Source organism: Azospirillum sp. TSH58 (genome assembly GCF_003119115.1).
Lineage (GTDB): Bacteria > Pseudomonadota > Alphaproteobacteria > Azospirillales > Azospirillaceae > Azospirillum.
The window spans coordinates 793,434-817,531 of record NZ_CP022364.1 but is presented as its reverse complement, the minus strand read 5'-3'; the positions used below and the strand labels follow the sequence as shown (position 1 = coordinate 817,531).

Here is a 24,098-nt window from a genome sequence, read left to right as displayed (position 1 = left end):
AGGCTCCTGCCGTGGCGCTGGAGGCGCTATGGGGCGGCGGCTGGACATGGTGGTGGGGGTTTCGTCCTGGGGTCGATCAGCGGGAGGGGGGGAGGCCGCTACAACGCGGCCCCAATGGGCGGTTGCTGCCGGGCCTAGTAGTCGAGCAGCTCAGCGACCTCGTCCCAGCGGGTGGCTGCCTCGCTGAGGAGCCGGCGGCTTTTTTCTTCGCGGGCTATGGCGTCGCGCCAACGGTCCTGGTCGATCAGCTCTTGGAGCTGGTCACGGATCAGGCCGTCGATCACGCGGGGGTCCAGCGCGTCCAACTCCCAACTCTTGTCGCCGAAGCGGAGCTTGTAGCCGTTGCACCGGCTGTCCGACTCCTTGGCGGGGTTGGGCGGCGGGCGGTACTTCTTGACCTGTTCGATGTTCAGCGCCAGCCGGCGCACCTCCACCTCTTCGCCCGCGAACATCGACAGCCGGTCGATGTTGTCCCGCGTCATGTCGATCCCGGACGGGTCATGGTCGCCAAGGTGGAGGACGACCACGCGCTTTCCCTCCTCCGCCAGCCGGGCAAAGCGTCTGCCCGCCCGCCATTGCTCCGATTGGCTGGTGTAGCCACGGCAGGCGAAGAACGGCACGAGGTGTTCGTTGCAGACACGTTCGATCACGCCGACCAAGGCGTCTTTCTCAATCCAGACTTCGACGTGGCAGGGCTGGTCAGCCCAACGCTTGATTCGGAACTGGCTGGCGCAGGCGCCCAGAATGTCTTCCGGGCTGCTCCAGGACGGCTTCGCCCTGACGTTGCGGGTGCGATCCTCCAGCGCGTCCCAATCGACAAGGCCAGCAAGGCGGGCGTCGTTGATCACCTGCCCAAGGCGCTTGTACGACTGCATGGTGTTGGGGATCAGCGCCCGCGCCACGAACTGGTAGTAGAGCTGGCGCAGGGTCAGCACGAAGCCCTGATCCTGGTATTCGGCGATGATGCTGTTGGCCTGCTCGATCAGCTCGCCGTTGCGACCGATGAAGCGCTTAGGCACGAAGCACTCATAAGGCATGGTCGTCTCCCGTCGCCTGGATGCCGGCGAAGAAGCTGATTGGGTCGCCGTCCCACAGCGGGTCGCGGAAAAGGTCGGCGTCGGCCTCGCAGCACTCGCAAAGGCCGGTGCGGTGGTCGATGCGGTCGATGTCGCCGCACATGACGCAGGTTCCGTTGACCATCATGATTCAGCCTCCGGTGTCGTGCCGTTGGCCTGTTCGTTGGTCAGCGCTTTGACCAGACCTTCGTCCATCGCGGCGCCCGCGTTCGGCTCGTCCATGAACATCAGGCGAGTTCCGGGCAGCTTCGCGAGGGGCGGCATGTCGAGCGGCGTTAAGGCCACACGGCGCCAGATGGAGTTGTCATCCTGTGGGAAGCTGGGCTTGATGGCCTGCCCGAGCATGCAGGTATTGACCGGTTCGCCCGTCTGCGGATTAGGCGGGAAGCGATTGAGCAGGCCCTTAATCTGTTCGTGCGTGTTCAGCAGTGCATTCCGCCTGTCCAGCGGGCACGGTCCGGCGCTCTTCAGTTCGTCGATCAGGGTTTCCAGTCTGGCGATGGCCCGCAGGGCTTCCCGGTGCAGGCGTTGCTGTTTGGTCGCCATGGCTGCCTTACCTCCGGCCCATCTTGCGGATTTCGGCGAGGTCCCGGCGGAGGGAGACGCGGGCTTCCTCGCTGTGCTCGGTCGCGGCGGCCTGATACTCGGCTTCGGCGATGCGGCGCGGATCGGTGATGTCCTTGCCGGCGGCTTTCAGGGCGGAAAGGACTTCGGACTTGGTGACGGGTGCAGACATGGGGCCTCACTTCGGCGGCGTCTCGCGCCGGCCTTTGTTGGGGTTGTAGATGCGGGGGCGGTAGGTGCGGCCAGCGGTGCGGTCGTCGTGGCGCCAGTCGCGGACGAGGGCGGACAGGGCGCTGATCAGGTTCCAGCGCCGGAGGCTCCGCCACTCCATCAGGAGTTCATAGGCGACCATGCCGCGCGTCATGGCGCGGTTGGTCCAAGCCTTCTTGCAGGGTTCAGAGCAGAATTCCTGCTGCATGTGCCGGGGCGTGTAGGCCGTCCCGCATTCGCGGCAGGGGCACGGTGAATAGGTTGTCCGCACCGTCCGTGCCCGCGTGGGCGTCCCGGCCTCTCCTTGGCCTTCCAGCGAAGAGCGACTAGACGCTTTGTCGGCGTTCATCGCACCCTCAGCCGGATGTTCAGGAAGTGGATCGTGCTAGCCTTCTGGCGGCGCAGCCGTTCGGCGACGAGCTGGAGGAAGCGCTTGCGGGTGAACGGGTCCACGCCGCGGGGGCTGCACCAGTCGAGGTAGGCTTGCCACAGGGCTTCCGCCTGGAGGCGGCTGCCCGGCGATGGCTCGGTCACTTCCGCGAGGAACGAGCCGATCCAGTCCCGTTCAGCGGGGCAGCGGTCCAGCCGGGGCAGGGGCGATTGCTCCCACACCCGGCGCGCGGCATCGCGCCCGCCGATGTCGCGGGCGACGCGCACCAGCTCCATCCACAGGCGATAGGTGGCCTGCGTCTCGGGATCGATGATGGCGGCGCGGCGGCGACCGGCGGGCATAGCTTCGCCGTTCACCGGGCCGTGGTTGGCTGGTGCGGTCATGGCGGAATCTCGGAATGGGGCGGTCTGGAAAAGGCCCGGCCCGAAGGCCGGGAGTTTCTGCGAACCGTGAAAAAACAATGGGTGAGCCGGGGATGCGCCCGGTGCGCTCACCACCAGCAGCGGCGGCTACCGAAACGGACTTGCTGGCCCGCTTGGGTAGCCGCCGCTGGGTTTGAGGTCCCGGCGGCAGGAACTACGCGGCGACATCCAGGTGGCGGAGCCGTTCGGCGGCCAGATCGCGGGCGGCGTGCCCATGGGCCGCGATTTCCCCGGCGGTGAAACCGGCGTTACGCAGATCGTCGCTGGTGCAGGTGCCGTTGCCTTCGGTCAGTCGCACGATGTGGCCCGCCATGCGGCGGACGATGGCGGGGGCTTTGGTGCGGGCGGACGAGGGGTGACGCATGCCATGTCTCCAAGAAAGTCCCGCCGGGCCATGCGCGGCCCGGCCCGGCGGGCAGTTGGGAGGAAACCGGGCGCGGCCTAAAAAGGGGCTACCACTTCCGCGCATCGGCTAATCACCGATATGCGAAGCACGGCTCATCTGTCAACGCAAAATGCGTTATTAGCTGGGAGCGGGTAGACGTGCAGGTGTGGGTGTTTCATGAGTCCCATACCCAAATATGCACCTACAGGTATGGGTGCGGCAAAATAGCGTATCGGAATAGTGGAGTACGTGTATAGTTTTGTGGCTTCCGCCAGTTCTCTCGCAGGGACTCGGCGGAGATGGGGGAAGGGACGCCCCCAGAGCACGCGGTCCGCCCGCGCCGTGAAACCTTCGAACCCGGCCGTACGCGCCGGGAACGCTGATATTACGTCCGCCTCACCCACCTGTGCAGGCAGACAACACATGGCGCGGATTTGAGCGGATGAAAAGCCTAATATCCAAACTTCCTTTGAAATCTAATGAATCGGTAAACGCACCGTTTACCTTACGCTTCGTCGGGCCGAAGATTTTACGCCTTGCGCTCGATCTTTCGACTGTGGGAACATAAACCCACGCAAAGGTATGATGTCGCAGACAATACAAGCTGCCGCCCTTAGCGGTTGCGCAGGCGTACAGGAACGTACCGGGAAGGTCGCGATGGAAACGAAGGCGGATTGTGTTGCGCGTATCGTGGCGGTGCTGGCTGAAGCCGAGCGGAGGCGGTCAGCCGGCACGGCCACGATGGAACAGCCGCAGCAAGGAAATGGCGTGAGCGACATCAGGGGTGGCCGGTTGAGTTCCGGCAGCAACCTCGTCCCCGTAGGCGCGGCAGAAATCAACGATCAGTGATGCTTGCTTTGCTGGTGGTAGAGCTAGCTTAGTTTCTTCTAAGAAGACCGCCAATGCTTCAACAGCTACCTGCACAATATGCGCGTGCAGGGCATCGGGTGGCATAGCTGGTTCTTCGGTGACATTGATACCCGCTAAGGCCAGCACCTCCGCTTTGGGAATGCCGCGCTTTGTTAGTGGCCCAATGATCCGATCTACGAAGTCCACCCGGAAATAAGGGCGCTTATAAGCTTCTGGGTCTTCATAGCGCTGAAGGCTGGATTGGCCCTTAAAACCTGCCTCTTTCGCCAGCTCGTCGAGGCTAATGCCTGCGCGCTGGCGTAATTCCCGCAGGCGCTCGCTCACGTGCATTGACCGGCCCTCCCGATGCCCGCCGAATGGTTCGCACGCTCCAGCCAACTCAATCCACGTTGACCGACAAACGCAAAATGCGTTACCTCTTTCGATATGAAACCTACCCAAGCCGAACGGATCATCGCGAAGTTTGCGACGACCGATGTGCAATCTGGCGTCACGCAACTGGCGGAGACGCTGGGGCACCGTAACCGTACCACCGTGCAGGGCTGGCTAGCGCGCGGCTGGATTCCTGCACGCCAACAACAGGCGGTGCTTGATGCAGCGCTTGCGCTAGGCATCGCGTTAGCGCCGTCCGATTTTTTCGAGCTGCGTTCTGAGCATATCCGGCCCGTTGCCTGCGTCGCTGGGGAGTAGCCGATATGGCGAAGCCGCTCCCAACCACATCGATCACATCCCGCTTCAAGCATGACGTGAATATCGCCACGCGAATGGCGTTCGTCTTGTGCAATCTCAAGAAGGGATTCGGGCATGGCTAAGCGCCGCAAGCCTCTGTCGGTGGAGGACGGCGTTACCGTCGCCCTTGCCATCCTCGGCGACGAACAGGCGGAGGGGGCGACGCGGAAGAGCGCTCGCCTGATCCGCGCGTGGTCCGATCCGGACGACGACGCCCACCACATTCCGGTCTATCAGGCCCTGCGTCTGGACCGGGCCTGCATGCTGCTGGGCGAGGCCCCGCCCATCCTGACCGCCTACCGGGCGGAGCTTCGGCGGTCGGCGGCAGAGGTCCGGGAACCGGGCGACCCCATGGCGCGTCTGGCCGAGGCCATGGCCGAAATGGGTGATCTGGCGGAGGAGCTGCGCAGCGCCCGTGCGGTCTGCGGCCCCGGCGGCAAGTCCATTCTGCCGGAGGAGGCGCGGGCGATCCTGACGCAGGCCGCCGAGCTGCGCGCGGTGTTGGACGCTCTCGAACACGACGTGACCGCGCTGCTGCCGGTGCCCGCTCCGGTGGAGGTCTGACCATGGCGACCGCCGGAGCAGACCGCATCCTGTCCCCCGATTTCGCGCTCATGCTGGCCGTCAATGGCGTGCTGCTGACCCGGCGGCCTGCCGATGAGGACCGGGCCAAGCTGACGGCGGCGGTTGAGGCCGCCCGCGATGCCGGTGTGAGCGGCGCCGCCGCCGCTCTGGCCGATGCCGCCGCCGCGTGGCTGTCCGGCACCGTGGGCACCGAAGCGCTGCAAGAGGCGCTGACCGACTTCGCCACCCCCTATGCCACCCGCGTGTCGCGGCCCGTCCGCCCCGCGGAGCCTGACCATTGCGGCCTCGTCGAAAGCGACGTGCCGCTGCTTTCACACGCCGCGCGCGTCGCGGCTGCCATGGAGTCCGACCGATGAACGAACCGAAGGATGTGCAGAATACCCCCGCGTCGGCTGACGACGTGGCGTTCTTCCAGGAAATCGAGGGGTTGCAGGGCAAGCGCCCCATGCTGGTGCTGCCGGAAGGGCTGACGGCGGAAGACATCGTCGTCCTGTCGATGATCGCGGCGGAGCGGGCGCGGCAGATCACGGGGGAGGGCTTCACGCCCGAGCATGACGACCGGCACGAAACCCACGGCGAATTGGAGCTGGCCGGCGGCGAATATCTGCTGCATGCGGGCAGCGGCGACGGGCATCGCGCGCAGTTTCCGCCGGGCAGGCCGGCGGATATCTGGCCGTGGGACAATCATCACTGGAAGCCCACCACCCGCGTCCGGGACGGTGTGAAGGGCTGTGCCCTTGGTGTGGCTGGCATCGCGGCGCGTCTGCGCCGTGGCGAGCCGGTGGAGGGCTGAAGCCATGACCACCGATCAACGCAAGGTCTACACTGGCGGTACGTCCGGACCGGAGGCCGGTCAGTTCGCGCTGATCGTCCTGATCCAGGTGGAGGCTGACGACCCTAAAAGCACGCGCCGGTCTCTGGCCGCCTTGTACGCGCTGTGCATCGCTGCTTTCCGGGCGGACGATGTTCAGGCGTGGCAGGCCATCAACGGGCACCTCCGCAAAAAGCACGACATGCGCGGTCTGGATGCCATCAAGAAGTTGGCATGGTCGATCTATGACGCGGCTGCTGCGGAGTCGCGGCGTCGCCTGACCGCGGTGGAGACGGCGGAGGTGGGCCATGCTTGACGGCATCGCCAATCCCTTCTTGGAGCAGGTGGCAGGGCCAGTTCCCATCACGCTCCGCCGGTTGCGGGATGCCGGACCGTCCGCCATCGGGCAGGCCGTGGCCGTGTTGCAGGCGTCGCACATCCGTCCGGACGGGAGCCTCGCGCGGCGGTACGAGCAGGGGCGGCTGTTCGATGAACTCTACGATTCCGTTCATGCACGGACGGCGGGGCAGGCGCGATTCTACGTCGCCCAAACTGCGGAGGGCGGGCGGGTGGTCGGCGTGGCCGGCTATCGGCAGGCGTGGTGTTCGGCCTTCGGGTGGGAGCTGTCCTATGCGGGCGTCCATCCCGATTGGCAGGGCCGCGGGATCGGGCAAGCCCTGATCCGCATCCGCCTTTCCGGTATCCGGCTCGAAGGCAGCGATGGTGACTTCGTCATCGTCCGCGCCGCCCGCCCCGAAACCTATCGCCGCATGGGGTTCTCGCCCTGCATGGGTGATCCGAACCTTCTCGTCGGGAAGGTCGGTGCGTTGGGGGAGGGCGTCTAAGATGGTCGCCTATTCCTTCCGCCCCCGCTTCATCGACCCCATCCTGGCCGGGCTGGAACACGCTCCTCTGCTGCCGGGCATGAAGCGGCAGACGATCCGGGGCGCCAGCGGCGGCAAGCGCCACGCGCGCCCCGGCGAGCTGGTGCAGCTCTACACCGGCATGCGGACGCGGCAGTGCCGCAAGCTGGGCGAGGGCCGGTGCGTGGCCGCTGAACCGGTGACCCTGCTGCTCGAAAAGCCGGGCCTCGTGATCATCGGCGATGCGATGACGCCCGCGGACGAACACGAGGCCGCCCGGCAGCTCGACGCCTTCGCCATCTATGACGGCTTCCGCGACTGGCCGGACCTTGTCGCCTTCTGGGCGGCGGAACATCCCGGCCTGACCCGGTTCGAGGGGGTGTTGATCCGGTGGGAGCCGCTTGCCGGTGCGGAGGTTCGGCCATGACCGCGCCGCATCCGACCAAGTTTCAGCTCTCCCTGCGCGGGCAGCGGCTGATTCAGCAATGGTGCGAACTGAACGGAATTGACTGCCCGCCCGTGAAGCGCTGGGCGAAGGTCGATTGGCCGTTCGATGCCTGCGCCTACTATCGTCCGACCATAATCAATATCTGCGATCCGAAGTGTGCATCCATCGGGACTGCCGGTCGGGCGTGGTCGTATCCGGGACATGCGGTTGACCGAACCCCCTATGGCGTGCTTGCGCACGAGCTGGGGCACCACGTCGATGTGCTGCGCAGCACGACCGTAGACCGTTACCGCGGCAACTTCAGCGCGGAACTGCGTCGTCAGTCCGGCGAACCGAAGCTGACCAACTACTGTCCGGACGATGGCGAGTGGTTCGCAGAGATGTTCCGGTTGTTCGTCACCAATCCCGATCTGCTGCGCGGGCTGCGGCCCCGCACTCATGCGGCGCTGATTGAGCGTGGTTTCGCCCCGCTTTGGTCTGACGATTGGCGCGCCCGCCTCGCTGGGGCGCCCGAACGGACCATGGCCATCAATGAACGTCGGGTCGGCGAGGTGCGGTCATGACCGAAACACCCGGACCGGAACTGAAGGAGGCGGCCTTAGCCCATGCGGGGCGCGGGTGGAAGGTGTTCCCCTGTGTCCCCCGCGGCAAGGTCCCCTGCAAGGAAGTCGGGCTGTTCGAACACGGCGTGAAGGAAGCGGCCTCGTCCCGCTTCTGGGTGACGCAGCTCTGGCGCCGCTGGCCGGCGGCCAACGTCGCCACGGCGGCAGGGGAGGACAGCGGCTTTTGGGTTCTCGACGCCGACTTGAAGCCGGAGACCGACGAAGACGGTTTCCGCACCCTGCGCGAGCTGGAGGACCTGTTCGGCGAACCCCTGCCGGACACGCTGGGCCAGATCACACCGTCGGGTGGTCGGCACTGGCTGTTCCGCTGGCCGGAGCGGGCCATTCCGAACAGCAGCCGGGCCAAGTGTGGCCCCGGCCTCGATACCCGCGGCGAAGGCGGGTACATCCTCGTCGCGCCCAGCGTCCACCCGAACGGCAAGCGCTACGTCTGGACCGCCGATCCCGATTCGACGGCCATCGCTCCGGCGCCGGAGTGGCTGGTGCGGCTGGTGATCGGGGCGCCGGACGATCTGGAATGGCTCCGCCGGGCGCTGGACGGCAAGGCCCTGCCGGCGTGGCTGGCGAAGCGGCTGTCGGTGCCGAAGGCCCCAGCGGACGCCGAACGGGCCGGGCCGCCACCGGGCAGCGTCCACCCCTATGCCCGCAAGGCGCTGGAGGAAGAGGCGCAGAAGGTCCGCACCGCTGTGCCTGGCAGTCGGAATTCGACGCTGAACGAAGCGGCCTTCAATCTGGGGCAGTTCATCCCCGGCGGCTACCTGCCGCGTTCCCTGATCGAACAGCACCTGTCCGTGGCCGCCCTGGCGTGCTTCGGCAGTGACCAGCGCGAGCTGATCGCGGCGCAGAAGACGATCAAGTCCGGGCTCGACGGCGGCATGCAGCACCCCCGCGAACTGCCGGCGCCTCTGGTGCCGCAACGCCGTGGGCGGAGCGGAAGGCCCGCGCCGCGCCGTCCACTCCGGACGGCGGCGGAGGACCCGCAGGCGGTTGCCGCCGCCGTGGCGTCGGCCCGTGCCCTGTGGGCCGATGGGCGACGGGTGGATGACGTGCCCGGCGCCTTGGCCTTCCTGCGGGCGGCGAATGCGGTTCGGTCATGGTCGATGCTGCGGGCGGTGGATCGTCTCGACCTGACGCATGTGGTGCCGGGGCAAGGGCGCGTCCTGCTGCACCGTGGGCCGGCGGTGCTGGCCGCCATGCAGGTGTGGAACCCGGAAGCGACCGGGCCGGAGGTGTCCGGCGTGCTGGCAACTTGGATCGATGCGGACGGGCGGACGGTGGAGGTGGAACACGCCAGCATCGGGCGCCCGGTTCCGGCCCGGCGCATGTTCGGACGGCGCGGCGGCGCGGTGCGGCTGTCGCCGCTGGGCGATGCCAGCATGGTCTATCTGGCCGCCGATCTGCCGCTGGGGCTGCTGTGCGCCATGACCTGTCCCGACAAAGCGGTGTGGGCCGTTGGCGGCGCCGTCGCCATGGCCGACGTGCTGCTGCCGGACGCCGTCACCGACGTGCTGCTGCTGGGCGCCGGGGACCTGTCGCGGGAGCGCGCGGCCTCCATCGCGGCGGCGTTGGGCAATGGCGAGGGCCGCACGGTGCGGGTGGCGCGGACGACCGCGCAGAAGGCGAGGGTGTCATGACCGCCAGAAGTTCGGCCATGACCGAAGGTGAGGCGCGCAAGCTCGCCATCGCCTGGATATGCGGGACGGCCCGGCGCCCGGCGGAGGTGGTGGCGGAACTGCTGCGCCTCTACGGCCACCGGGCCACCAAGGGCGCCGCCCGGCGCCGCTGGCGGTGGGATGATGCCTACGACCTGATGTGGCCGATGCTGCTCGATTCCCCGACCTATGCCGGGCGCATCCGGCGGGCGGTGCTGGCGGCGGACCGCCGGAGCGCGGCGCGGGATGTCCGGAGGGTTGCCGCATGAAGGCTCGTCCCCTCCCCGCACCCCTCCTGTTCGATGATCTGCCGACCATGAAGGCCGCTCCGGCGGGTGCGCCTCTTACCGAAGCGTGGCGTCCGGCGGAATGGGAGTTCGCTCCGCTGGTGCCGCAGCGTTACCGGTTGATCATGGCGGACCCTGCATGGGAATTCACCCTGCGCAGCCCGAAGGGCGAAGGCAAGGCGCCCCAGAAGCACTATCGGTGCATGCCGCTGGCGCAGATCAAAGCCCTTCCCGTGCGCCAGCTCGCCCATCCTGACGGGTGCCTGCTTTGGCTGTGGGCGACCTGGGCAATGCTCCGTTTGGCGTTCGAGTGCATAGACGCTTGGGGCGCGCGTTACGTGACGGGCGCCCCGTGGGTGAAGGTCACGAAGAACGGCAAGCGCAGCTTCGGGCCGGGCTACGTCCTGCGCGAATGCACCGAACTGTTCCTGCTGGCGGCCTTCGGCGCTCCCCCTTATGGGCCGGGCTGCCGCTCGGAACGCGGCCTGATCGAGACCATGGAATTCGAGGATGGCGAACCGCTCGCCATCGAAGCGCTGGTGCGGGAGCACTCGCGCAAGCCCGACGAGCAATACGAGAAAGCCCGACGTCTGATCCCCCACGGCCCGGCCTGCGAACTGTTCGCCCGGCAGCCATGGCCGGGATTCGAGGTCTGGGGCAACGAAACCAACAAGTTCACACCAGAGGTTCGGCCATGACCGTAGTTCATTTTCCGACCGTGTTCGTCGTGCCTCCCGTGGAAGTGGCTGGCCGCCTGATCGAAGGGTATGAGGCAGCCAAGGCCGCGCCGGACGTTGACGCCTTCGGTTTCTGGCAAGAAGCCTATCTGGTGCTGCCTCCCGACCTTCAGTCCCGTGTGCGCGACGCAACCGGCTATGCGGAGCCGCTGGAATGATGACGGCGACTGTATGGCCGTCATCACCCCTCTGTTCCCCTCCCCGCACCCCTCCCTTTGGGGGCTGCCCGTTAGTGGCACGGGGACGGGGATGGCGGAATGGAGGCGCGCCGGGCGCGGTGACGCGGGGCGGCCCATGTCTCGCAATCCGTCTAGACGCTTTGTGCTGGAGGGGCGATGGCGCCGCTTGACGATCAGACGCCTGTCGATGCCCTGCGCGCCGCCATCGACGGTGCGGAACAGGCCCCGCTCGACGGCTTCGGCGGGGGTGATGAACCGCCCGTCGAAGGTGATCCGGCGGACGATCTGGAACTGGCCCGGTACGCCTACAACGACAGCGGCAACGCCGCGCGCCTGCTGGCGCGCTTCGGCACGGCGCTTCTGTATGTGGACCGGGTGGGCCAGCACACCTGGGACGGCAAGCGCTACCGCCTGGAGCTGGGCGAAGCGATGGCCAAGCTGCTCGCGCAGAAGACGGGGGCGCTGCTCTACCGCGAGGTGGAGGCGTTGCGCCGTCTCGGTCCGCCGCCGCCTTCGGACGAAGAGCGGGAGTGCGAGGACGACAAGGAGCGCGCCCGCATGGCGGCGGCCCGGATGAAGGAATGGCGCAAGAGCATTGACGAAGGGGAGAAGTGGGCGGTGCAGACCGGCAACGCCGGAAAGATCAACGGTATGTTGGAGATCGTCGCCCCGCGGGTGACCAAGCCGGCCAGCGTCATGGACGCGAACCCGTGGCTGCTGAACATCGACAATGGGACGTTGGACCTTCGGGAGAGGCCGGAGACCACCGCCGGGACGACGGTGCGGCGGCATAGCCGTGACGACCTGTTGACCAAGCTGGCGCCCGTGGGGTTCGACCCGGAAGCCAAGTGCCCGGCCTTCGACGCCTTCCTGGCCCGCATTCAGCCCGACGCGGCGGTGCGGGGTTTCCTCCAACGGCTGTTCGGCTACTGCCTCACCGGGGACGTGACCGAACAGGTGTTCGTGATCTTCCACGGGGAGGGCGCCAACGGCAAATCGACCTTGACCGACCTGATGCGGGAGGTCTTCGGCGACTATGCCGCCACCGTGCCGGCTGGCGTCTTCATGTCGAAGCACAACGACGATCCGGACAAGGCCCGCCCGTCGCTGGCGAAGCTGCCCGGTGTGCGGCTGCTGCTCATGTCGGAGCCGAAGGGCGGGGCGATGCTGGACGAAAGTCTGGTCAAGGCCGTGACCGGCATGGAACCCCTGCCGACGCGCAACTTGCACGAGAAAGAATTCGATCTGCGTCCGGTGTTCAAGCCGATCATGTCCACCAACCACAAGCCCGGCATCGTCGGGCAGGACACGGGCATCTGGCGCCGCGTGAAGCTGGTGCCGTTCGAGGTGGTCATTCCGGAGGCGGAGCGCGACCGCGGCCTGCCGGACCGCCTACGGGAGGAAAAAGCGGGCGTCTTCAACTGGCTGCTGGATGGGCTTGCCATGTGGTGGGAAGAGGGCCTGAACCCGCCGGAAATCATCACCGCGGCGGTGGATGAGTGGAAGAAGGAAAGCGACCCAATCGGTGAGTTTTTGGAAGCTGAAGTCGCTGCTGTTCTGGGGAAGCGGGTGACTGCTACTGCCCTTTATGAGGCGTACACGAAATGGTGCGAGCGAAATGCGCGGGAAGCGGTGAAGCCAAACAGCTTCGGCAAGAAGATGCGGGATCGTGGTCATCGCGTCGTCAAGTCGAGCGGGGTAAATCACTATCTTGGGTTGCAACTCTTGGAGGGCGTCGAGCCCGTGCCAGTGATGTAGCCGCAGGGAGAAGTCGGGCCATCAGGGAGCGGTGGTTCGTACCCCCTCCCTGGGGGAAAGGGGCGGAAATGCTGGGCTTAGAGAGGACTTGGAGGACAGGGAGCGCTTTTTCGGGGTTGGCCTCATGTGCGCGTGCGGGCGGGCGCGCGGCCATGTGCGGGCGTGCGCATGACGGCCCATTTGTCTTCCCTCTTCTCCCTATCCTCTCCTTCATAAGTATTTTCAATGAGTTAGGTAGGGAGGGCTCTGAGGTGTCAGGGAGCACTCTAGGGCGTGGTGCCGGTCGGTCGGGTCTTGATGTGAACGGGGTGGCGACGATGGATGGTGGATCGGTGGTGTTGGGGCGTGGCGCGGACGATACCGACGATGCGCTGGTCACGGGGCGGTGGCTGACCCTGCCCGACCGCGGCGACCCGGCGGTGCCGGGGGTGCTGCACGGCAAGGGGTGGGTGGCGCTGATGTATGCCCGCGGGCGGATGACCACGGCGCAGGTGATGGCGGCGGTGGACATCGCCCGTGGGCTGTCGCTGGAGGTCGTGGCGTCGGCGTCGGGTCTGCGGGCGGTCGATCCTTCGGCCTTGGTGGTGGACGGTGGAAACCGCACCTCTCCGCCGCTCGCCCCGGTCGGTGGTGTGGTCTGTGCGCCGGCTGCCGTGCGGGTTGAGCAGTGGCGGCGGACCCTGCGGGCGGACAAGGCTGCTGGAACGCTGCATGGGCGTCGGGGCTCCATGTTCGTGGACCTTGTCGTGGTGCGGGTGATCATGGGCGAGGTGTCGGCGACGGCGTTGGATCAGCGTCTTGGGCTTCGGAATGACCGGGTCCGTGACGAGGTGCTGCGCCAGCTTCGCGCCTATGCTGAAACATTCTGTCTTGGTGTTCTGAAAATTCCCTCTTGACGGACGCGGGGGGGTTTGCGACCAATATTACCTAGGTTGGATGAATGCGCCCGGCGGAGGTAACTCCGACCGGGCGCTTCGCTTTCCGGCCCCTTCTCTGCCATGCCCTGGAAACCCAAGAAACCCTGCGCCGCTGTCGGCTGCGGTCACCTGACCGATGGCCGGTTCTGCGACGCCCACGCCCAGCAGCACCGCCAGCAGCACGACCATGCCCGCCGGGCCTCTCAGCCGTGGCGCGCTTGGTACAAGACGGCGGCGTGGCTGAAGCTGCGCGCGTGGCGCCTGTCGGTCGAGCCGCTGTGCCGCATGTGCGCGGCAGACGGGCGGGTTGAGGCGGCCACGATCTGCGACCACGTCGTGCCGCACCGTGGCGACCGGGCGCTGTTCTTCGACGGTGCGAACACGCAAAGCCTCTGCAAGCCCTGCCACGACGGCCGGAAGCAGAGCGAGGAACGCCGCGCCGCCGCCCGGTCCAGCCGAGGGGTAGGGGGTGTCTGATCCCTGGGGCCTTTCGCCCCTGGGACCGGTGCCTCAGACGAATTTTTGTGCGCGCGAAATTGGCAAAACTTTTTTTAGCCAAGAGGTTAGACGATGAAGGGCCGCAAGCCGAAACCGGCGGAGGTGAGGGAGGCGCAGGGCAACCCTGGGCACCGCCCCTTGTCCACCGCCGCGCACGATGTGCCGGGTCTGAAGGCGTCAGCCCCGAAGGGTCTGCCTGTCGCCGCGCGCCGCATCTGGGAGGAACTGGCGCCCGAGCTCGCCCGCATGAAGCTGCTGCGAAGCACCGATTTCGGCGCGTTCTCCCGCTACTGCGAGCATCTGGCCCGTTGGGGAGCGCTGACCAAAGACCTGCGCAAGAACGGCGAAACCTACACCAGCAAAAGCGCACACGGCGAGCTGGAGCGCGTGCGGCCCGCCTTCCTCGTCCGTGACCGTCTCGAATCCCGCCTGGAATCGCTGGAGGACCGCTTCGGCTTGTCGCCGTCCGCGCGCCAGCAGCTCTTGCAGCGCCTGTCCATGGCGCCGCCGCTGCCGCAGCAGCCCGGCCTGTTCGGTGACGACGCGGCGCAGCAGTCCGCCCCGTCGCCCGACGCGCCGACCATCCCGCCAGCCCCCGCCGCGTCTCCGGTGGGCCTGCTGAACCGCCGGCACCTGAACTGACGTGACCGACACCGGTCTGCCCATCGACGCTCCCCCGATGCCGGTCGGCGGGGAGCAGTATGGCGCTTGGTACGACCATGCGGCGGCGGAAGCCGCGGTGGCGTTCTTCCCCACCTATCTGCGCCACACGGAAGCGCAGTGGTGGGGCCAGCCGTTCCACCTCGCGCCGTGGCAGGCGAAGATCGTCCGCACCGTGTTCGGCTGGAAGCGGGCGGACGGAACGCGGCTGATCCGGGAACTGTACCTGGAAGTGCCCCGCAAGAACGGCAAGACGGAGTTTGCCGCCGGCCTGTCCATCCTGATGCTGATCGGGGATGGCGAGTTCGGCGGTCAGGTTTATTCCGCCGCGGTGGACAAGGATCAGGCCAAGATCGTCTTCAACAAGGCCAGCGTCATGGTCGGCCTGTGTGAGGAGCTGATGCAGGCGGTGGAGGTCTACAAGACGTCCCTGTACTGCCCCGAGCTGGCCGCCAGCTTCAAGCCGCTGTCGGCGAAGCCGGGGAGCAAGCACGGGTTCAGCCCGTCCGGCGGCATCTACGATGAAATCCACGAATGGCCGTCCGGCGACCTTCAGGATGTGGTGCACAAGGGCGCCATCGCCCGCCGCCAACCGTTGGAGGTCTACACCACGACCGCCGGGGAGTATGGCAAGGGCTACGGCTGGGAAGTGCACGAACGGGCGGTGGCGATCCTCAAGGGCGAGGTGATCGACCCCACCTTCCTGCCGGTCATCTTCGCTGCCGATCCGGAGGACGATTGGACCGACCCGGCCACCTGGGCGAAGGCGAACCCCGGCTATGGCGTGTCGGTCAAGGCCGACTTCCTGACGACGGAATGCGCCAACGCACAGGGCAAGCTGCGCAAGGAAGCCGACTTCAAGCGCTTCCATCTGAACCTGTGGGTCGATCAGGTCATCACCACCGGCCTGCCGATGGACAAGTGGGATGCCTGCCGCGTCACGCCCGTGACGCTGGCCGATCTGGCGGGCCGTCCGTGCTGGGGTGGCCTCGACCTGTCCACCACCACCGACCTGACCGCCCTGTGCCTCGTCTCGCCCAAGCTGGACGGGGCCGGCTATGACGTGTGGTGGCGCTTCTGGCTGCCGGTGTCGTCCGACCGGGACCTGCGGGAGCGGTGCAAGCGCGACCGCGTAGACTTCGCCAAGTGGATCACGGAGGGCTGGATTTGCCAGACCGAAGGAAACACGGTCGATTACGACGTGATCCGGGCGGAAATCACCGGGCAGGGCGAAGGCGCCGCGCAGCTCGGCGCCTGGACGCCGATCACCGAGATGGTGGACCTGAAGGAGTTGGCGATTGACCGCTGGAACTCCAGCCAGATCACCACCCAACTGACCAACGACGGCGTGACCATGGTGCCCTTCGGGCAGGGCTACGCCTCCATGTCTGCCCCGTCGAAGGAGTTCGAACGCCTGATCATCGCGGGCGACCTCAACCACGGCGGCAACCCGGTGGCCCGCTGGATGGCGACGTGCGTCGCCTACGACACCGATGGGCGCGACAACATCGCTCCTGTGAAGCCCGACCGCCGGGGAACGCCCAAGCGCATCGACGGCATCGTGGCCGGCACCATGGCCGTTGGCCGCGCGATGGTGGCGGAGCCGGGCGGCGGCGGGATCGAAGTCCCCGAAGACTATGAGGTGCCCACGGCATGAGCTGGCTGCAACGCATGTTCGGGCAGGACGGGCAGCAGGAAGAACGCCCGCGCGACCCGGCGGACGACTATTGGTATTCGTCGTTGGACGGCGCCGTTACGGCGACCTCCGGCATGCTGGTCACCACCGACGCGGCGCTGCAACTGCCCGTCGTTCTCGACTGCGAAAAGGTGCTGTCGGAAACGGTCTGCTCGCTGCCGATCAAGGTCTTCCGGCGCCTGCCGAACGGTGGGCGGGAGGAGGCGGACGGGCATCCCCTGGCCGATCTGTTCGCCTTCCGCCCCAACGGGTTCCAGACCTCCTGGGAGTTCTTCGGCCAGATGACGTGGTGGCTGGCGTGGTACCGCAACGCCTATGCGGAAATCGTACCCGGCCCCCGCGGCGCGGTCGATCAGCTCGTGCCGCATCATCCGAGCTGCGTCACGCCGCGCTGGAACCGCAGCACCGGAGAGGTCTGGTACGATGTCATCGACCTTCGCACCGGCCAGCGGAAAACCCTTCACGCGTCCGAGATGCTGCACCTGCGGGCGCTGCCCTTCTCCGCCGATGGCCTGACCGGGGTGCCGGTCACCAAGACCAGCGGCAACATCATCGGCGCGGCCCTGGCCGTGCATGCCTACGGGGCTCGATTCTTCAAGAACGACGGCCAGTCCGGCGGCCTGCTGGAGGCGCCGCCCGGCACCTTCAAGGCCACGGTGGACCGTGACAACTGGCTGTCGGCGTGGCGGCGGGCGCGGACGGGATCGAACCAGCACAAGGACGCGATGCTGGAACACGGCATCAAGTACAACCGCGCCCAGCTCGACAACCAGAAGGGCCAGTTTCTGGAAACCCGCAACGCCCTGAACGAGGAACTGGCCCGCATCTGGCGCGTGCCGCAGCACAAGGTCGGCATTCTCGGCAAGGCGACGAACAACAACATCGAGCAACAGGCCATCGAGTTCGTTACCGACACCATCCTGCCGATTCTGGTGCTGTGGGAACGCAAGATCAACGCCGACCTGATCCTGCGGCCGGACGTCTACTTCGCGGAATTCAACGTCGCCGGCCTGCTGCGCGGCGATCTGGAATCCCGCTACAAGGCGTTCTTCCAGGGGCGGCAGGGCGGGTGGTTGTCCATCAACGACATTCGGCGGATGGAGAACATGAACCCGATCCCGAACGGTGACGATTACCTCCAGCCGCTCAACATGGCGCCGGCCGGGTCCAAGCCCCCCGCGGCCCACGCGCCGCGGGCCGTCCTGCCCGAAGACCTGGGCCTTACCGTTTCGCTGCCGCAGTAGGAGCCCCGTCCCCATGCCCGAACGCTCCGTCCCCATCGCGCCCGACGCGATGGAGCTTCACTATGCCCACATCGTCCGCGCCGTGGCCGACACGCCGTGGGCGATCACGCCGCGCATGCTGGCCGTGATCACCGACCTTGTGGCCTTCCGCGCCGCCGGGAACCGCCTGACCAAAGCGGAAATCCGCGACCGCATCGCGGCGGAGGTCGAAGGCAAGATCAGCGCCGAAACCGCCCGCGTCGGGGCTGCCCGCAGCGGCGACGTGGCGGTGATCCCGCTCCAAGGCGTGATCACGCCGCGCGCCGGCATGTTCGCCGACGTGTCCGGCATGGCCGCCTTGGACCGCTTCCGCGCCCGCGTCCGCGAAGCCCTGTCGAACGAACAGGTCGGCTCGATCCTCGTTCACATCGATTCACCCGGCGGCAGCGTGGACCTTGTGGAGGAGGCCGCGCGCGAGCTGTTCGATGCCCGCGGTCAAAAGCGCCTGGTTGGAATTGCCGACACGGTGTGCGCGTCGGCGGCCTACTGGATCGGGGCGCAGGTGGATGAACTGGTGGTCACGCCCTCCGGGGAGGTCGGTTCCATCGGCGTCTATGCGGCGCACGTCGAGTATTCGAAGGCGATGGAAGCCGCTGGGGTCAAGGCGACGCTGGTCAAGGCCGGCAAGTTCAAGGCCGAGGGCAACCCCTATGAACCCCTGACCGAAGAGGCGCAGGCCGCCATGCAGGCCCGCGTCAACGACTACTACGGCATGTTCGTGAAGGCCGTGGCGCGTGGCCGGGGCGTGAAGCCGGCGGACGTGCGCAACGGCTTCGGCGAAGGCCGCGTGGTCGGCGCGGCGGAAGCGGTGCGGCTGGGCATGGCCGACCGCGTCGCCACCTTCGAAGACACCCTGGCCCGGATGCGCAACGCCCGCCCGTCCGGCCAATCCCGGCGCTCGCTCGCCTTCGCGTAACCCACACGCCCATCAACCACGCGGCCCGGCGCCGTCCCATCCAGGGGCGGCGATCCCCACCGCTTTGCCATCGGGAGATCCCTCGAATGCCCAACATCAAGGAACTGCGACAGGCCGTTTCGGACCTCAAGGCCGAAGGCCGGCAGAAGCTGTCCGCCTACAACGCCTTGGCGGCCAAGGCCGGACGCACGGAGGCCGAAGAGGCGGAGCTGAAGAAGCTGAACGCCGACATCGACGCGCTGGAAGCCAAGGTGTCGGAGGCGCAGGCCGCTGTCGAGGCCGAGGAACAGCGGCTCGACCGCGAGCGGTCCTTCGCCCCGCTGCCCGGCGCCACCAGCTCCGGCACGCCGCAGCCGAGCCCCGCCGGCAGTTACGGCAGCACGGAGCCGGACCCGGCCCGGACCAACGGCTTCGCCGATCTGGCCGACTTCGCCCTGGCCGTCCGCGCCGCGACGCCGGGCGGCGGCAACGTCGTGGTCGATCCCCGCCTGCTCGGGCCGTCCGCGTCGGACCCGGCCAACGTCATGCGGGCGTCCGGCAGCGACGAAGGGTTCCAGGTCCCCCCGGCCTACCGCGACAGCATTTGGGACATGGTCTTCGAGCTGGACGACATTCCGTCGCTGGTGGATTCCGAACCGACCTCCGCCCGTGAGGTGAAGATGCTGGCCGACGAATCCACGCCCTGGGGCGCGGGCGGCATCCAGGTCCGCTGGCGGTCGGAAGGCAAGAAGATGGAGGAGAGCAAGGCGCCGCCGCCGGCCCCCCGTTCCGTCCCGCTGGAGCCGCTGTATGCCTTCGTCCTGGCCGACGAAGACCTGCTGGAGGACGCGCCGCGCCTCGCCAACCGGCTGACCACCAAGGCCGCGCTCGCCATCTCCTGGAAGATGGGCGACACGGTGATCTATGGCGACGGCGTGCAGAAGCCGCTGGGCTGGATGAAGAGCCCGGCCAAGATCACCGTTGATAAAAAGTCGGGGCAGGCCGCCAAGACCATCACGGTGGACAACGTGCTGGACATGTACACCCGCTTTCTGGTGCAGCCGAACGACACGCCGTTCTGGATGGCGAACCGGGACATCGTGCCCCAGCTCGTCACGCTTCGCATCGGCGACACCCTGATGTGGACGCCCCCGGTGGCCGGTCTGAAGGAGGCGCCCGGCGGCTTTCTGCTCGGCATGCCGATCCGCTGGAGCGAACACGCGGAGACGCTGGGCACCGAAGGTGACCTTCAGCTCGTCTCGCCCAAGGGCTACTACCTCGCCAAGCGGGCCAGCGGCATCCGCATGGATACCTCCATCCATCTGTACTTCGACTACGGCATCCAGGCGTTCCGCTGGACCTTCCGCGTCGGTGGGCAGCCCTACCTGTCCAAGCCGGTGCAGCCCGCCAAGGGCACCACGTCGAAGTCGCACTTCGTCACCCTCCAGACCCGCGGGTAACCCACCATGACCGTGAACAGCACCGTTTCGCCGTCCGCGCACGTCGCGCCGGTCGGCGTCATCCCCCCGAAGACGCAGGCCCCCGGTTCGGTCTCCACCGGCTGGATCAGCATGGCGCAGCTCGCCGTCGGTCAGGCCATCGTTCAGGCTGGCACGCTCGCCAGCGGCGCCAGCGTCGCGGCCAAGCTGGTGCAGGCCAAGACCGATTCCGGGGGCGCGGCGAAGGACGTGGACGGCAAGGCCATCACGCCCCTGGCCGTCTCGGACAAGGCGGCCGTCCTCGACTTCCGGGCGAGCGATCTGGACGTGAACGGCGGCTATGCCTTCGTCCGCCTGACCCTCACCGTGGCCGGCGCCGACGCGGGTCTGTCCGCCGTCCTGCTCGGCCTGTCGCCGCGGTACGGCAAGGCCAGCGACCACGCGGCGGAAGCCGTCGTGGAAATCGTCCCCGGCTGACGGCGGAGCGGGGCGGTCCCCGGACCGCCCCGCCGGAAGGGCAATTATGATGATGTTGTCCGCACTGACGCAGGTGTCGCGCCCGGTCGGCGAGCTGGTGCCGCTCGACCGGGTCAAGGCCCACCTGCGCGTCGATGGACCCGACGAAGACGGTCTGATCGGGGGCTATCTGCTGGCGGCGGTCGGGCTGGCCGAGAACCACACGCGGCGGTGCTTCCTGCCGCGCCCCATGCTGCTGTCGGTCTTCGGCCACCTGCCGGCGACCGGCATCGACCTGCCCACCGCGCCCGTGCAGGCGGTGGGCAGCGTCGTTTACGAGGCGGCGGACGGTGAAGAGACGGTGATCCCTGCGGCGTCCTATCGCTCCATCCTGGATGGCGACATGGCGCTGGTGCTCCCGGTGTCCCGCTGGGAGTGGCCGGAAGCCAGCCGGGTGGGGCGGGTGAAGGTGGCCTTCACCGCCGGCTATGCATCGGCGGACGATGTGCCGGGCGACATCATCGCGGCGGTGCTGCTGCTCGTCGGCCATCTCTACGCGAACCGCGAAGGAGTAATCGTCGGAACCATCGCTTCCGATCTTCCGCTGGGCGTGTCGGCCCTGCTGGCGCCGCATGTGTTCAAGGGCTGACCGATGACCGGACGCAAGACCGGCGCGGGGGACCTGGATCAGCGCATCGCGATTCAGCGTCCGGACGTGGTCGAGGACGAGGGCGGCGGACGGTCGCAGGGGTGGACCGACTTCGCGTGGGTGTGGGCCGACGCTTGGCCGGTCGGCGGGCAGGAACGCGCCGCCGCCCAGCAGGTCGAAGCCGCCACCATGGTCCGATTCAAGATTCGCCGTCTCTTCGGTCTCGACACCACCATGCGCGTGATCTGGCAGGGCAAGGCCCACAACATCCGGGCCATCGCCGATGCTGGGCGGCGCGAACCCTTCCTGACCATCGACGCCGAAACGGGAGTGGCGCAATGAGCCGGTCGACCGTGCGCGGGGGTAACCGGCTGCGGCGCAAGCTGCGGCGCCTGCCCGCGGTCATCACCGCCGCCGTCACCGACGTGATCGCCAAGGCGGCGGCGGAGGTCCACGCGGAAGCATCCCGGAACATGCCGGTCCCTGGCTCGCATCCCTATGCGACGGGTGAACTTCAGCGGAAGTTCCGCCTGTTCGTGTCGAAGGACGGCTTGCAGGCCCGCGTCGGGAGCTGGGGCAAGCGCCGGTCGCGGCACATCCACCTTGTCGAGTTCGGGACCGCCCCGCACGACATCCCCATGCCGGACGGTGGCGTGATCCACCACCCCGGCGCCCCGGCACAGCCCTTCCTGCTGCCGGCGTGGCAGAAGGCCCGCGCCCGCTTCCGCGTCGAACTGCGGCAGGCGGTCGGCAGGGCGCTCGCCAGAGAATCCGGAGGTGATGCGTCATGACGGCTGTTGCCGCCTCCTGGCCGCTGCAAGTGGCTGTCTTCGCGGCCCTGCGGGCTGCGGTCCAGCCGGTGCCCGTCTATGACGGAGTGCCCGCCGACGCCGCGTTTCCGTACGTGGTCGTTGGTGATGACAGCTCTGTGGATTGGCCCGTCGCCCTGGACGCGGACGGCGAAGACATCGACGTGACGATCCACCTCTGGAGCCGCTACGACGGCCACAAAGAGGTGAAGGAACTGATGGGCAAGGTGCGGGCGGCCCTGCACAACCGCGCCCTGCCGCTAAGCGCGGGCCTCTCCCTGGTCTCGTTCCGCTGCACGTCGGAACGGTCGTTCACCGAGCCGGACGGGAAGACCCGTCACGGCGTCATCCGATTCCGGGCGCTGATCGCCAGCGACCCGGACTGATCCCACCCAACCCTCCACCACCTGAAGAGAAGGAGCCCCGGCCATGGTGTCCGGACCCATTGCCTCGACCAAAGCGAAAGTCTTCATGGAGGCCGCCGGCACGGCGTGCGCCAATGTCGCCGCGTATGACGCGCTGACCTGGGTGCGCGTGAAGCGCTTCAGCAGCTACGGCGAAATCGGCGAAACCGCGGCGGCCATCGAATACACGGACGTGGACGAGGGCGAAGACCACGTCCTGAAGGGCCCCGTGAACCGTGGCGAGTTCCAGATCGAACTGAACTGGGACCCGTCCGATCCGGGACAGACCGCCATGCAGGCGGCGTTCGAGGCCCTGAACGACATCAACGTCAAAGTCGCCTACAACGACGATCCCGGCGGCACCAACAGCAAGCCGACGCGCCTGTTCTTCCCCGCGGCGGTGATGTCCTGGAAGCACGTCCTGGGCGACGGCAAGCGCGTGATCGGCCTCACCTACTCCTGCCGCATCAACGGCCGCATCATGAAGGGCGACCGCGCTCCGGGCACGCCCTGATCGGTCAGCCCTTTCCCCTTCCATCATCCACCCTGAATGGCCGGCGCCTCCGCCGGCCATCATCGTTTCCAGAAGGAATCTGCGGCCATGGCCGAAACCGTTCTCACCAAGGGCAGCGTCACCTTCGATCTGGCGGGCGAGTCCGTCACGCTGGTGCCCACCGTCAAGGCGTTCAACCTGCTGTCCAGCACGGTGGACAGCTATTCTGTCCATCTTCAGCGTCTGGCGGTGGGGCATGTGGACACCATCAAGACCGTGCTCCGCGCCGGCCTGGGCCTCAACGACGCGCAGGCGAAGGAGCTGTCCGGCAAGATCATGCTGACCGGTGTGTTCGCTGCGTCCAACCCCTGCTCCGACTACGTCTACCGCCTGTTCAACGCCGGCAAGTCGATGGAGGAGGTGCAGGCGGAGCAGCAGGCCAAGGCCGCCGCGAAGGCCGAAGCGGAGGAGGCCGGCGACGCGGAGGACGAGGAAAACCCTCCGCACGCCTGACGCCGGGCGAGTATGTGGAGCGGCTGTTGGAATGGGGCTGCGTCTGGCTGGAATGGTCGCTGGCCGACACGCTGGACGCCTCCATCCACGTCATCGAGCATCTGTACCGCGCCCGCATCGAGCACCTGGAAATGACCAACGAAATGTGGGCGCGGAACCGGGCCAAGAATGGTCCGGCGATGCCGCGCACGCCCCGGTCGGAAGACGATGGGCTGGCGGCGTTCATGCAGATGCTGGAGACGCGGGCTGCCGGCGGGGAAGGGGCGTGATGAACGCCCCCTCAAGCATTCAGGCGTGCAGTGATTTCCTGCCGGCGCTTGCGGATCGCCAGAACGCGGTCGGTGATCCCCACGCTCCGCTCCAGGCTCTCCAGCTCACGCCGCAAGGCGGTGTCTTCGTTCAGCAGGGCGACCCGTTCGGAAAACTCCAGCTCGCGGGGCGGCGGTTCGGGGGGCAGCCCCGTCGCCACCTGGACGCTGGCCTTCGGCTTTCGGTCGATGAGCAGGAGGGCGATGAACGCCACCGCCACCAGCGCCACCAAGCCGCCCACGATCTTCAGAATGGTGAACCAGAAGGCTTCGATCACCACGATCCCGACCGTGATCGCGATGAACAGCCCGATGAACCCGAGCACCGTTCCGATGGCGCCGACCACCGGGCCCGCGCCGAACAGCAGGGCACACAGGATCAGGAAGAGCAGAAACACCACCATTCAGGTGGCTCCCTCAGGTTGCATCGCCCTGCATTCCATAGCCCCCGCTGGCGTCAAGTCAACCGCTTCCTTCCCCCGCGCCGT

General features: G+C 67.3%; 37 protein-coding genes. 28 read left to right on the top strand and 9 right to left on the bottom strand.

What is annotated here, in order from left to right:
* Nucleotides 1-134 precede the first annotated feature (134 nt).
* The 8 genes from TSH58p_RS33055 to TSH58p_RS07400 all read right to left on the bottom strand — a co-directional run bounded on the left by TSH58p_RS33055 (nt 135) and on the right by TSH58p_RS07400 (nt 4,242).
* On the bottom strand, nt 135-1,037 hold the full coding sequence (locus TSH58p_RS33055) for a hypothetical protein (RefSeq protein WP_158282563.1): 903 nt from the start codon (nt 1,035-1,037) through the stop codon (nt 135-137).
* Nucleotides 1,027-1,203 (bottom strand): hypothetical protein, encoded by a 177-nt coding sequence (locus tag TSH58p_RS33050; protein WP_158282562.1) that lies wholly within the window; start codon nt 1,201-1,203, stop codon nt 1,027-1,029. The genes TSH58p_RS33055 and TSH58p_RS33050 overlap by 11 nt, the downstream gene beginning before the upstream one ends.
* Nucleotides 1,200-1,622 (bottom strand): hypothetical protein, encoded by a 423-nt coding sequence (locus tag TSH58p_RS07425; RefSeq protein ID WP_109068531.1) that lies wholly within the window; start codon nt 1,620-1,622, stop codon nt 1,200-1,202. The genes TSH58p_RS33050 and TSH58p_RS07425 overlap by 4 nt, the downstream gene beginning before the upstream one ends.
* Nucleotides 1,623-1,629: 7 nt before the next feature.
* The gene (locus tag TSH58p_RS07420) at nt 1,630-1,812 is read right to left on the bottom strand and encodes a hypothetical protein (protein WP_109068530.1); all 183 of its coding nucleotides are present in this window, start codon (nt 1,810-1,812) and stop codon (nt 1,630-1,632) included.
* Between the two features lie 6 nt (nt 1,813-1,818).
* Nucleotides 1,819-2,004, bottom strand: a complete 186-nt coding sequence (locus TSH58p_RS07415; protein WP_146205831.1) for a hypothetical protein — start codon at nt 2,002-2,004, stop codon at nt 1,819-1,821.
* A 191-nt stretch (nt 2,005-2,195) separates the two neighbouring features.
* Nucleotides 2,196-2,624 carry a hypothetical protein gene (locus tag TSH58p_RS07410; protein WP_146205830.1) on the bottom strand — a complete coding sequence of 143 codons (429 nt, stop codon included), beginning with the start codon at nt 2,622-2,624 and terminating at the stop codon, nt 2,196-2,198.
* A gap of 193 nt (nt 2,625-2,817) precedes the next feature.
* Complete coding sequence (locus tag TSH58p_RS07405; RefSeq protein ID WP_109068527.1) at nt 2,818-3,027, bottom strand: hypothetical protein; 210 nt, start codon at nt 3,025-3,027, stop codon at nt 2,818-2,820.
* A gap of 744 nt (nt 3,028-3,771) precedes the next feature.
* Nucleotides 3,772-4,242 (bottom strand): helix-turn-helix transcriptional regulator, encoded by a 471-nt coding sequence (locus TSH58p_RS07400; protein WP_162600031.1) that lies wholly within the window; start codon nt 4,240-4,242, stop codon nt 3,772-3,774.
* 102 nt (nt 4,243-4,344) lie between these two features.
* Here TSH58p_RS07400 and TSH58p_RS34665 point away from each other — a divergent pair, with 102 nt between their 5' ends.
* The 28 genes from TSH58p_RS34665 to TSH58p_RS07265 all read left to right on the top strand — a co-directional run bounded on the left by TSH58p_RS34665 (nt 4,345) and on the right by TSH58p_RS07265 (nt 23,571).
* Nucleotides 4,345-4,608, top strand: coding sequence for a carph-isopro domain-containing protein (locus TSH58p_RS34665; protein WP_371732433.1), 264 nt, complete (start codon nt 4,345-4,347; stop codon nt 4,606-4,608).
* 114 nt (nt 4,609-4,722) lie between these two features.
* A complete protein-coding gene (locus TSH58p_RS07395) occupies nt 4,723-5,211 on the top strand; it encodes a phage regulatory CII family protein (RefSeq protein WP_109068525.1) in 489 nt (162 codons plus the stop codon).
* A 2-nt stretch (nt 5,212-5,213) separates the two neighbouring features.
* Nucleotides 5,214-5,588: a hypothetical protein gene (locus TSH58p_RS07390; RefSeq protein WP_109068524.1), complete on the top strand. Its 375-nt coding sequence runs from the start codon at nt 5,214-5,216 to the stop codon at nt 5,586-5,588.
* Complete coding sequence (locus tag TSH58p_RS07385) at nt 5,585-6,025, top strand: hypothetical protein (RefSeq protein ID WP_247873870.1); 441 nt, start codon at nt 5,585-5,587, stop codon at nt 6,023-6,025. The genes TSH58p_RS07390 and TSH58p_RS07385 overlap by 4 nt, the downstream gene beginning before the upstream one ends.
* A 4-nt stretch (nt 6,026-6,029) precedes the next feature.
* Entirely contained in the window at nt 6,030-6,359 is a 330-nt protein-coding gene (locus TSH58p_RS07380; RefSeq protein ID WP_109068523.1) for a hypothetical protein, read from the top strand.
* Nucleotides 6,352-6,888, top strand: a complete 537-nt coding sequence (locus TSH58p_RS07375) for a GNAT family N-acetyltransferase (RefSeq protein ID WP_109068522.1) — start codon at nt 6,352-6,354, stop codon at nt 6,886-6,888. Before TSH58p_RS07380 ends, TSH58p_RS07375 begins: the two co-directional genes overlap by 8 nt.
* A gap of 1 nt (nt 6,889) precedes the next feature.
* Nucleotides 6,890-7,333: a hypothetical protein gene (locus tag TSH58p_RS07370; protein WP_109068521.1), complete on the top strand. Its 444-nt coding sequence runs from the start codon at nt 6,890-6,892 to the stop codon at nt 7,331-7,333.
* Complete coding sequence (locus tag TSH58p_RS33045; RefSeq protein WP_146205829.1) at nt 7,330-7,917, top strand: hypothetical protein; 588 nt, start codon at nt 7,330-7,332, stop codon at nt 7,915-7,917. The genes TSH58p_RS07370 and TSH58p_RS33045 overlap by 4 nt, the downstream gene beginning before the upstream one ends.
* Complete coding sequence (locus tag TSH58p_RS07360) at nt 7,914-9,611, top strand: bifunctional DNA primase/polymerase (protein WP_109068519.1); 1,698 nt, start codon at nt 7,914-7,916, stop codon at nt 9,609-9,611. Before TSH58p_RS33045 ends, TSH58p_RS07360 begins: the two co-directional genes overlap by 4 nt.
* 17 nt (nt 9,612-9,628) lie before the next feature.
* The gene (locus TSH58p_RS07355; protein ID WP_109068518.1) at nt 9,629-9,898 is read left to right on the top strand and encodes a hypothetical protein; all 270 of its coding nucleotides are present in this window, start codon (nt 9,629-9,631) and stop codon (nt 9,896-9,898) included.
* Entirely contained in the window at nt 9,895-10,614 is a 720-nt protein-coding gene (locus TSH58p_RS07350; RefSeq protein WP_199230039.1) for an MT-A70 family methyltransferase, read from the top strand. Before TSH58p_RS07355 ends, TSH58p_RS07350 begins: the two co-directional genes overlap by 4 nt.
* Nucleotides 10,611-10,811, top strand: a complete 201-nt coding sequence (locus tag TSH58p_RS07345) for a hypothetical protein (RefSeq protein ID WP_109068516.1) — start codon at nt 10,611-10,613, stop codon at nt 10,809-10,811. The genes TSH58p_RS07350 and TSH58p_RS07345 overlap by 4 nt, the downstream gene beginning before the upstream one ends.
* Before the next feature lie 177 nt (nt 10,812-10,988).
* Entirely contained in the window at nt 10,989-12,590 is a 1,602-nt protein-coding gene (locus TSH58p_RS07340; protein WP_109068515.1) for a phage/plasmid primase, P4 family, read from the top strand.
* A gap of 308 nt (nt 12,591-12,898) precedes the next feature.
* Nucleotides 12,899-13,486 carry a hypothetical protein gene (locus tag TSH58p_RS07335; protein WP_146205827.1) on the top strand — a complete coding sequence of 196 codons (588 nt, stop codon included), beginning with the start codon at nt 12,899-12,901 and terminating at the stop codon, nt 13,484-13,486.
* Between the two features lie 102 nt (nt 13,487-13,588).
* Nucleotides 13,589-13,984 carry an HNH endonuclease gene (locus tag TSH58p_RS07330; protein WP_109068513.1) on the top strand — a complete coding sequence of 132 codons (396 nt, stop codon included), beginning with the start codon at nt 13,589-13,591 and terminating at the stop codon, nt 13,982-13,984.
* Nucleotides 13,985-14,077: 93 nt separating this feature from the next.
* Nucleotides 14,078-14,647: a phage terminase small subunit P27 family gene (locus tag TSH58p_RS07325; RefSeq protein ID WP_109068512.1), complete on the top strand. Its 570-nt coding sequence runs from the start codon at nt 14,078-14,080 to the stop codon at nt 14,645-14,647.
* 1 nt (nt 14,648) lies between these two features.
* Complete coding sequence (locus tag TSH58p_RS07320) at nt 14,649-16,322, top strand: terminase large subunit (RefSeq protein ID WP_247873869.1); 1,674 nt, start codon at nt 14,649-14,651, stop codon at nt 16,320-16,322.
* Nucleotides 16,319-17,605: a phage portal protein gene (locus TSH58p_RS07315; RefSeq protein ID WP_109068511.1), complete on the top strand. Its 1,287-nt coding sequence runs from the start codon at nt 16,319-16,321 to the stop codon at nt 17,603-17,605. The genes TSH58p_RS07320 and TSH58p_RS07315 overlap by 4 nt, the downstream gene beginning before the upstream one ends.
* Nucleotides 17,606-17,618: 13 nt before the next feature.
* A complete protein-coding gene (locus TSH58p_RS07310; protein ID WP_109068510.1) occupies nt 17,619-18,560 on the top strand; it encodes a S49 family peptidase in 942 nt (313 codons plus the stop codon).
* An 86-nt stretch (nt 18,561-18,646) separates the two neighbouring features.
* Complete coding sequence (locus TSH58p_RS07305) at nt 18,647-19,999, top strand: phage major capsid protein (protein ID WP_109068509.1); 1,353 nt, start codon at nt 18,647-18,649, stop codon at nt 19,997-19,999.
* A gap of 6 nt (nt 20,000-20,005) precedes the next feature.
* Nucleotides 20,006-20,455 carry a hypothetical protein gene (locus tag TSH58p_RS07300; protein WP_109068508.1) on the top strand — a complete coding sequence of 150 codons (450 nt, stop codon included), beginning with the start codon at nt 20,006-20,008 and terminating at the stop codon, nt 20,453-20,455.
* A 46-nt stretch (nt 20,456-20,501) separates the two neighbouring features.
* Nucleotides 20,502-21,083, top strand: coding sequence for a head-tail connector protein (locus TSH58p_RS07295; protein ID WP_109068507.1), 582 nt, complete (start codon nt 20,502-20,504; stop codon nt 21,081-21,083).
* Between the two features lie 3 nt (nt 21,084-21,086).
* Entirely contained in the window at nt 21,087-21,425 is a 339-nt protein-coding gene (locus tag TSH58p_RS07290; protein WP_109068506.1) for a phage head closure protein, read from the top strand.
* Nucleotides 21,422-21,874 (top strand): HK97-gp10 family putative phage morphogenesis protein, encoded by a 453-nt coding sequence (locus tag TSH58p_RS07285; RefSeq protein WP_109068505.1) that lies wholly within the window; start codon nt 21,422-21,424, stop codon nt 21,872-21,874. Before TSH58p_RS07290 ends, TSH58p_RS07285 begins: the two co-directional genes overlap by 4 nt.
* Nucleotides 21,871-22,278 carry a DUF3168 domain-containing protein gene (locus tag TSH58p_RS07280; protein ID WP_109068504.1) on the top strand — a complete coding sequence of 136 codons (408 nt, stop codon included), beginning with the start codon at nt 21,871-21,873 and terminating at the stop codon, nt 22,276-22,278. Before TSH58p_RS07285 ends, TSH58p_RS07280 begins: the two co-directional genes overlap by 4 nt.
* A gap of 43 nt (nt 22,279-22,321) precedes the next feature.
* Nucleotides 22,322-22,810, top strand: a complete 489-nt coding sequence (locus TSH58p_RS07275) for a hypothetical protein (protein WP_109469194.1) — start codon at nt 22,322-22,324, stop codon at nt 22,808-22,810.
* Between the two features lie 87 nt (nt 22,811-22,897).
* Nucleotides 22,898-23,302, top strand: a complete 405-nt coding sequence (locus TSH58p_RS07270) for a hypothetical protein (RefSeq protein WP_109469193.1) — start codon at nt 22,898-22,900, stop codon at nt 23,300-23,302.
* A 14-nt stretch (nt 23,303-23,316) separates the two neighbouring features.
* Nucleotides 23,317-23,571: a hypothetical protein gene (locus TSH58p_RS07265; protein WP_109068501.1), complete on the top strand. Its 255-nt coding sequence runs from the start codon at nt 23,317-23,319 to the stop codon at nt 23,569-23,571.
* Nucleotides 23,572-23,582: 11 nt separating this feature from the next.
* Here TSH58p_RS07265 and TSH58p_RS07260 read toward each other — a convergent pair whose 3' ends face one another.
* The gene (locus tag TSH58p_RS07260) at nt 23,583-24,014 is read right to left on the bottom strand and encodes a hypothetical protein (RefSeq protein WP_109068500.1); all 432 of its coding nucleotides are present in this window, start codon (nt 24,012-24,014) and stop codon (nt 23,583-23,585) included.
* Nucleotides 24,015-24,098: the final 84 nt, after the last annotated feature.

What these genes read in the sequence shown, in the direction of transcription:
- TSH58p_RS33055 (WP_158282563.1), bottom strand. Translation starts at nt 1,037, where the DNA reads ATGCCTTATGAGTGCTTCGTGCCTAAGCGCTTCATCGGTCGCAACGGC.
- TSH58p_RS33050 (WP_158282562.1), bottom strand. Translation starts at nt 1,203, where the DNA reads ATGATGGTCAACGGAACCTGCGTCATGTGCGGCGACATCGACCGCATC.
- TSH58p_RS07425 (WP_109068531.1), bottom strand. Translation starts at nt 1,622, where the DNA reads ATGGCGACCAAACAGCAACGCCTGCACCGGGAAGCCCTGCGGGCCATC.
- TSH58p_RS07420 (WP_109068530.1), bottom strand. Translation starts at nt 1,812, where the DNA reads ATGTCTGCACCCGTCACCAAGTCCGAAGTCCTTTCCGCCCTGAAAGCC.
- TSH58p_RS07415 (WP_146205831.1), bottom strand. Translation starts at nt 2,004, where the DNA reads ATGACGCGCGGCATGGTCGCCTATGAACTCCTGATGGAGTGGCGGAGC.
- TSH58p_RS07410 (WP_146205830.1), bottom strand. Translation starts at nt 2,624, where the DNA reads ATGACCGCACCAGCCAACCACGGCCCGGTGAACGGCGAAGCTATGCCC.
- TSH58p_RS07405 (WP_109068527.1), bottom strand. Translation starts at nt 3,027, where the DNA reads ATGCGTCACCCCTCGTCCGCCCGCACCAAAGCCCCCGCCATCGTCCGC.
- TSH58p_RS34665 (WP_371732433.1), top strand. Translation starts at nt 4,345, where the DNA reads ATGAAACCTACCCAAGCCGAACGGATCATCGCGAAGTTTGCGACGACC.
- TSH58p_RS07395 (WP_109068525.1), top strand. Translation starts at nt 4,723, where the DNA reads ATGGCTAAGCGCCGCAAGCCTCTGTCGGTGGAGGACGGCGTTACCGTC.
- TSH58p_RS07390 (WP_109068524.1), top strand. Translation starts at nt 5,214, where the DNA reads ATGGCGACCGCCGGAGCAGACCGCATCCTGTCCCCCGATTTCGCGCTC.
- TSH58p_RS07385 (WP_247873870.1), top strand. Translation starts at nt 5,585, where the DNA reads ATGAACGAACCGAAGGATGTGCAGAATACCCCCGCGTCGGCTGACGAC.
- TSH58p_RS07380 (WP_109068523.1), top strand. Translation starts at nt 6,030, where the DNA reads ATGACCACCGATCAACGCAAGGTCTACACTGGCGGTACGTCCGGACCG.
- TSH58p_RS07375 (WP_109068522.1), top strand. Translation starts at nt 6,352, where the DNA reads ATGCTTGACGGCATCGCCAATCCCTTCTTGGAGCAGGTGGCAGGGCCA.
- TSH58p_RS07370 (WP_109068521.1), top strand. Translation starts at nt 6,890, where the DNA reads ATGGTCGCCTATTCCTTCCGCCCCCGCTTCATCGACCCCATCCTGGCC.
- TSH58p_RS33045 (WP_146205829.1), top strand. Translation starts at nt 7,330, where the DNA reads ATGACCGCGCCGCATCCGACCAAGTTTCAGCTCTCCCTGCGCGGGCAG.
- TSH58p_RS07360 (WP_109068519.1), top strand. Translation starts at nt 7,914, where the DNA reads ATGACCGAAACACCCGGACCGGAACTGAAGGAGGCGGCCTTAGCCCAT.
- TSH58p_RS07355 (WP_109068518.1), top strand. Translation starts at nt 9,629, where the DNA reads ATGACCGAAGGTGAGGCGCGCAAGCTCGCCATCGCCTGGATATGCGGG.
- TSH58p_RS07350 (WP_199230039.1), top strand. Translation starts at nt 9,895, where the DNA reads ATGAAGGCTCGTCCCCTCCCCGCACCCCTCCTGTTCGATGATCTGCCG.
- TSH58p_RS07345 (WP_109068516.1), top strand. Translation starts at nt 10,611, where the DNA reads ATGACCGTAGTTCATTTTCCGACCGTGTTCGTCGTGCCTCCCGTGGAA.
- TSH58p_RS07340 (WP_109068515.1), top strand. Translation starts at nt 10,989, where the DNA reads ATGGCGCCGCTTGACGATCAGACGCCTGTCGATGCCCTGCGCGCCGCC.
- TSH58p_RS07330 (WP_109068513.1), top strand. Translation starts at nt 13,589, where the DNA reads ATGCCCTGGAAACCCAAGAAACCCTGCGCCGCTGTCGGCTGCGGTCAC.
- TSH58p_RS07325 (WP_109068512.1), top strand. Translation starts at nt 14,078, where the DNA reads ATGAAGGGCCGCAAGCCGAAACCGGCGGAGGTGAGGGAGGCGCAGGGC.
- TSH58p_RS07315 (WP_109068511.1), top strand. Translation starts at nt 16,319, where the DNA reads ATGAGCTGGCTGCAACGCATGTTCGGGCAGGACGGGCAGCAGGAAGAA.
- TSH58p_RS07310 (WP_109068510.1), top strand. Translation starts at nt 17,619, where the DNA reads ATGCCCGAACGCTCCGTCCCCATCGCGCCCGACGCGATGGAGCTTCAC.
- TSH58p_RS07305 (WP_109068509.1), top strand. Translation starts at nt 18,647, where the DNA reads ATGCCCAACATCAAGGAACTGCGACAGGCCGTTTCGGACCTCAAGGCC.
- TSH58p_RS07300 (WP_109068508.1), top strand. Translation starts at nt 20,006, where the DNA reads ATGACCGTGAACAGCACCGTTTCGCCGTCCGCGCACGTCGCGCCGGTC.
- TSH58p_RS07295 (WP_109068507.1), top strand. Translation starts at nt 20,502, where the DNA reads ATGATGATGTTGTCCGCACTGACGCAGGTGTCGCGCCCGGTCGGCGAG.
- TSH58p_RS07290 (WP_109068506.1), top strand. Translation starts at nt 21,087, where the DNA reads ATGACCGGACGCAAGACCGGCGCGGGGGACCTGGATCAGCGCATCGCG.
- TSH58p_RS07285 (WP_109068505.1), top strand. Translation starts at nt 21,422, where the DNA reads ATGAGCCGGTCGACCGTGCGCGGGGGTAACCGGCTGCGGCGCAAGCTG.
- TSH58p_RS07280 (WP_109068504.1), top strand. Translation starts at nt 21,871, where the DNA reads ATGACGGCTGTTGCCGCCTCCTGGCCGCTGCAAGTGGCTGTCTTCGCG.
- TSH58p_RS07275 (WP_109469194.1), top strand. Translation starts at nt 22,322, where the DNA reads ATGGTGTCCGGACCCATTGCCTCGACCAAAGCGAAAGTCTTCATGGAG.
- TSH58p_RS07270 (WP_109469193.1), top strand. Translation starts at nt 22,898, where the DNA reads ATGGCCGAAACCGTTCTCACCAAGGGCAGCGTCACCTTCGATCTGGCG.
- TSH58p_RS07260 (WP_109068500.1), bottom strand. Translation starts at nt 24,014, where the DNA reads ATGGTGGTGTTTCTGCTCTTCCTGATCCTGTGTGCCCTGCTGTTCGGC.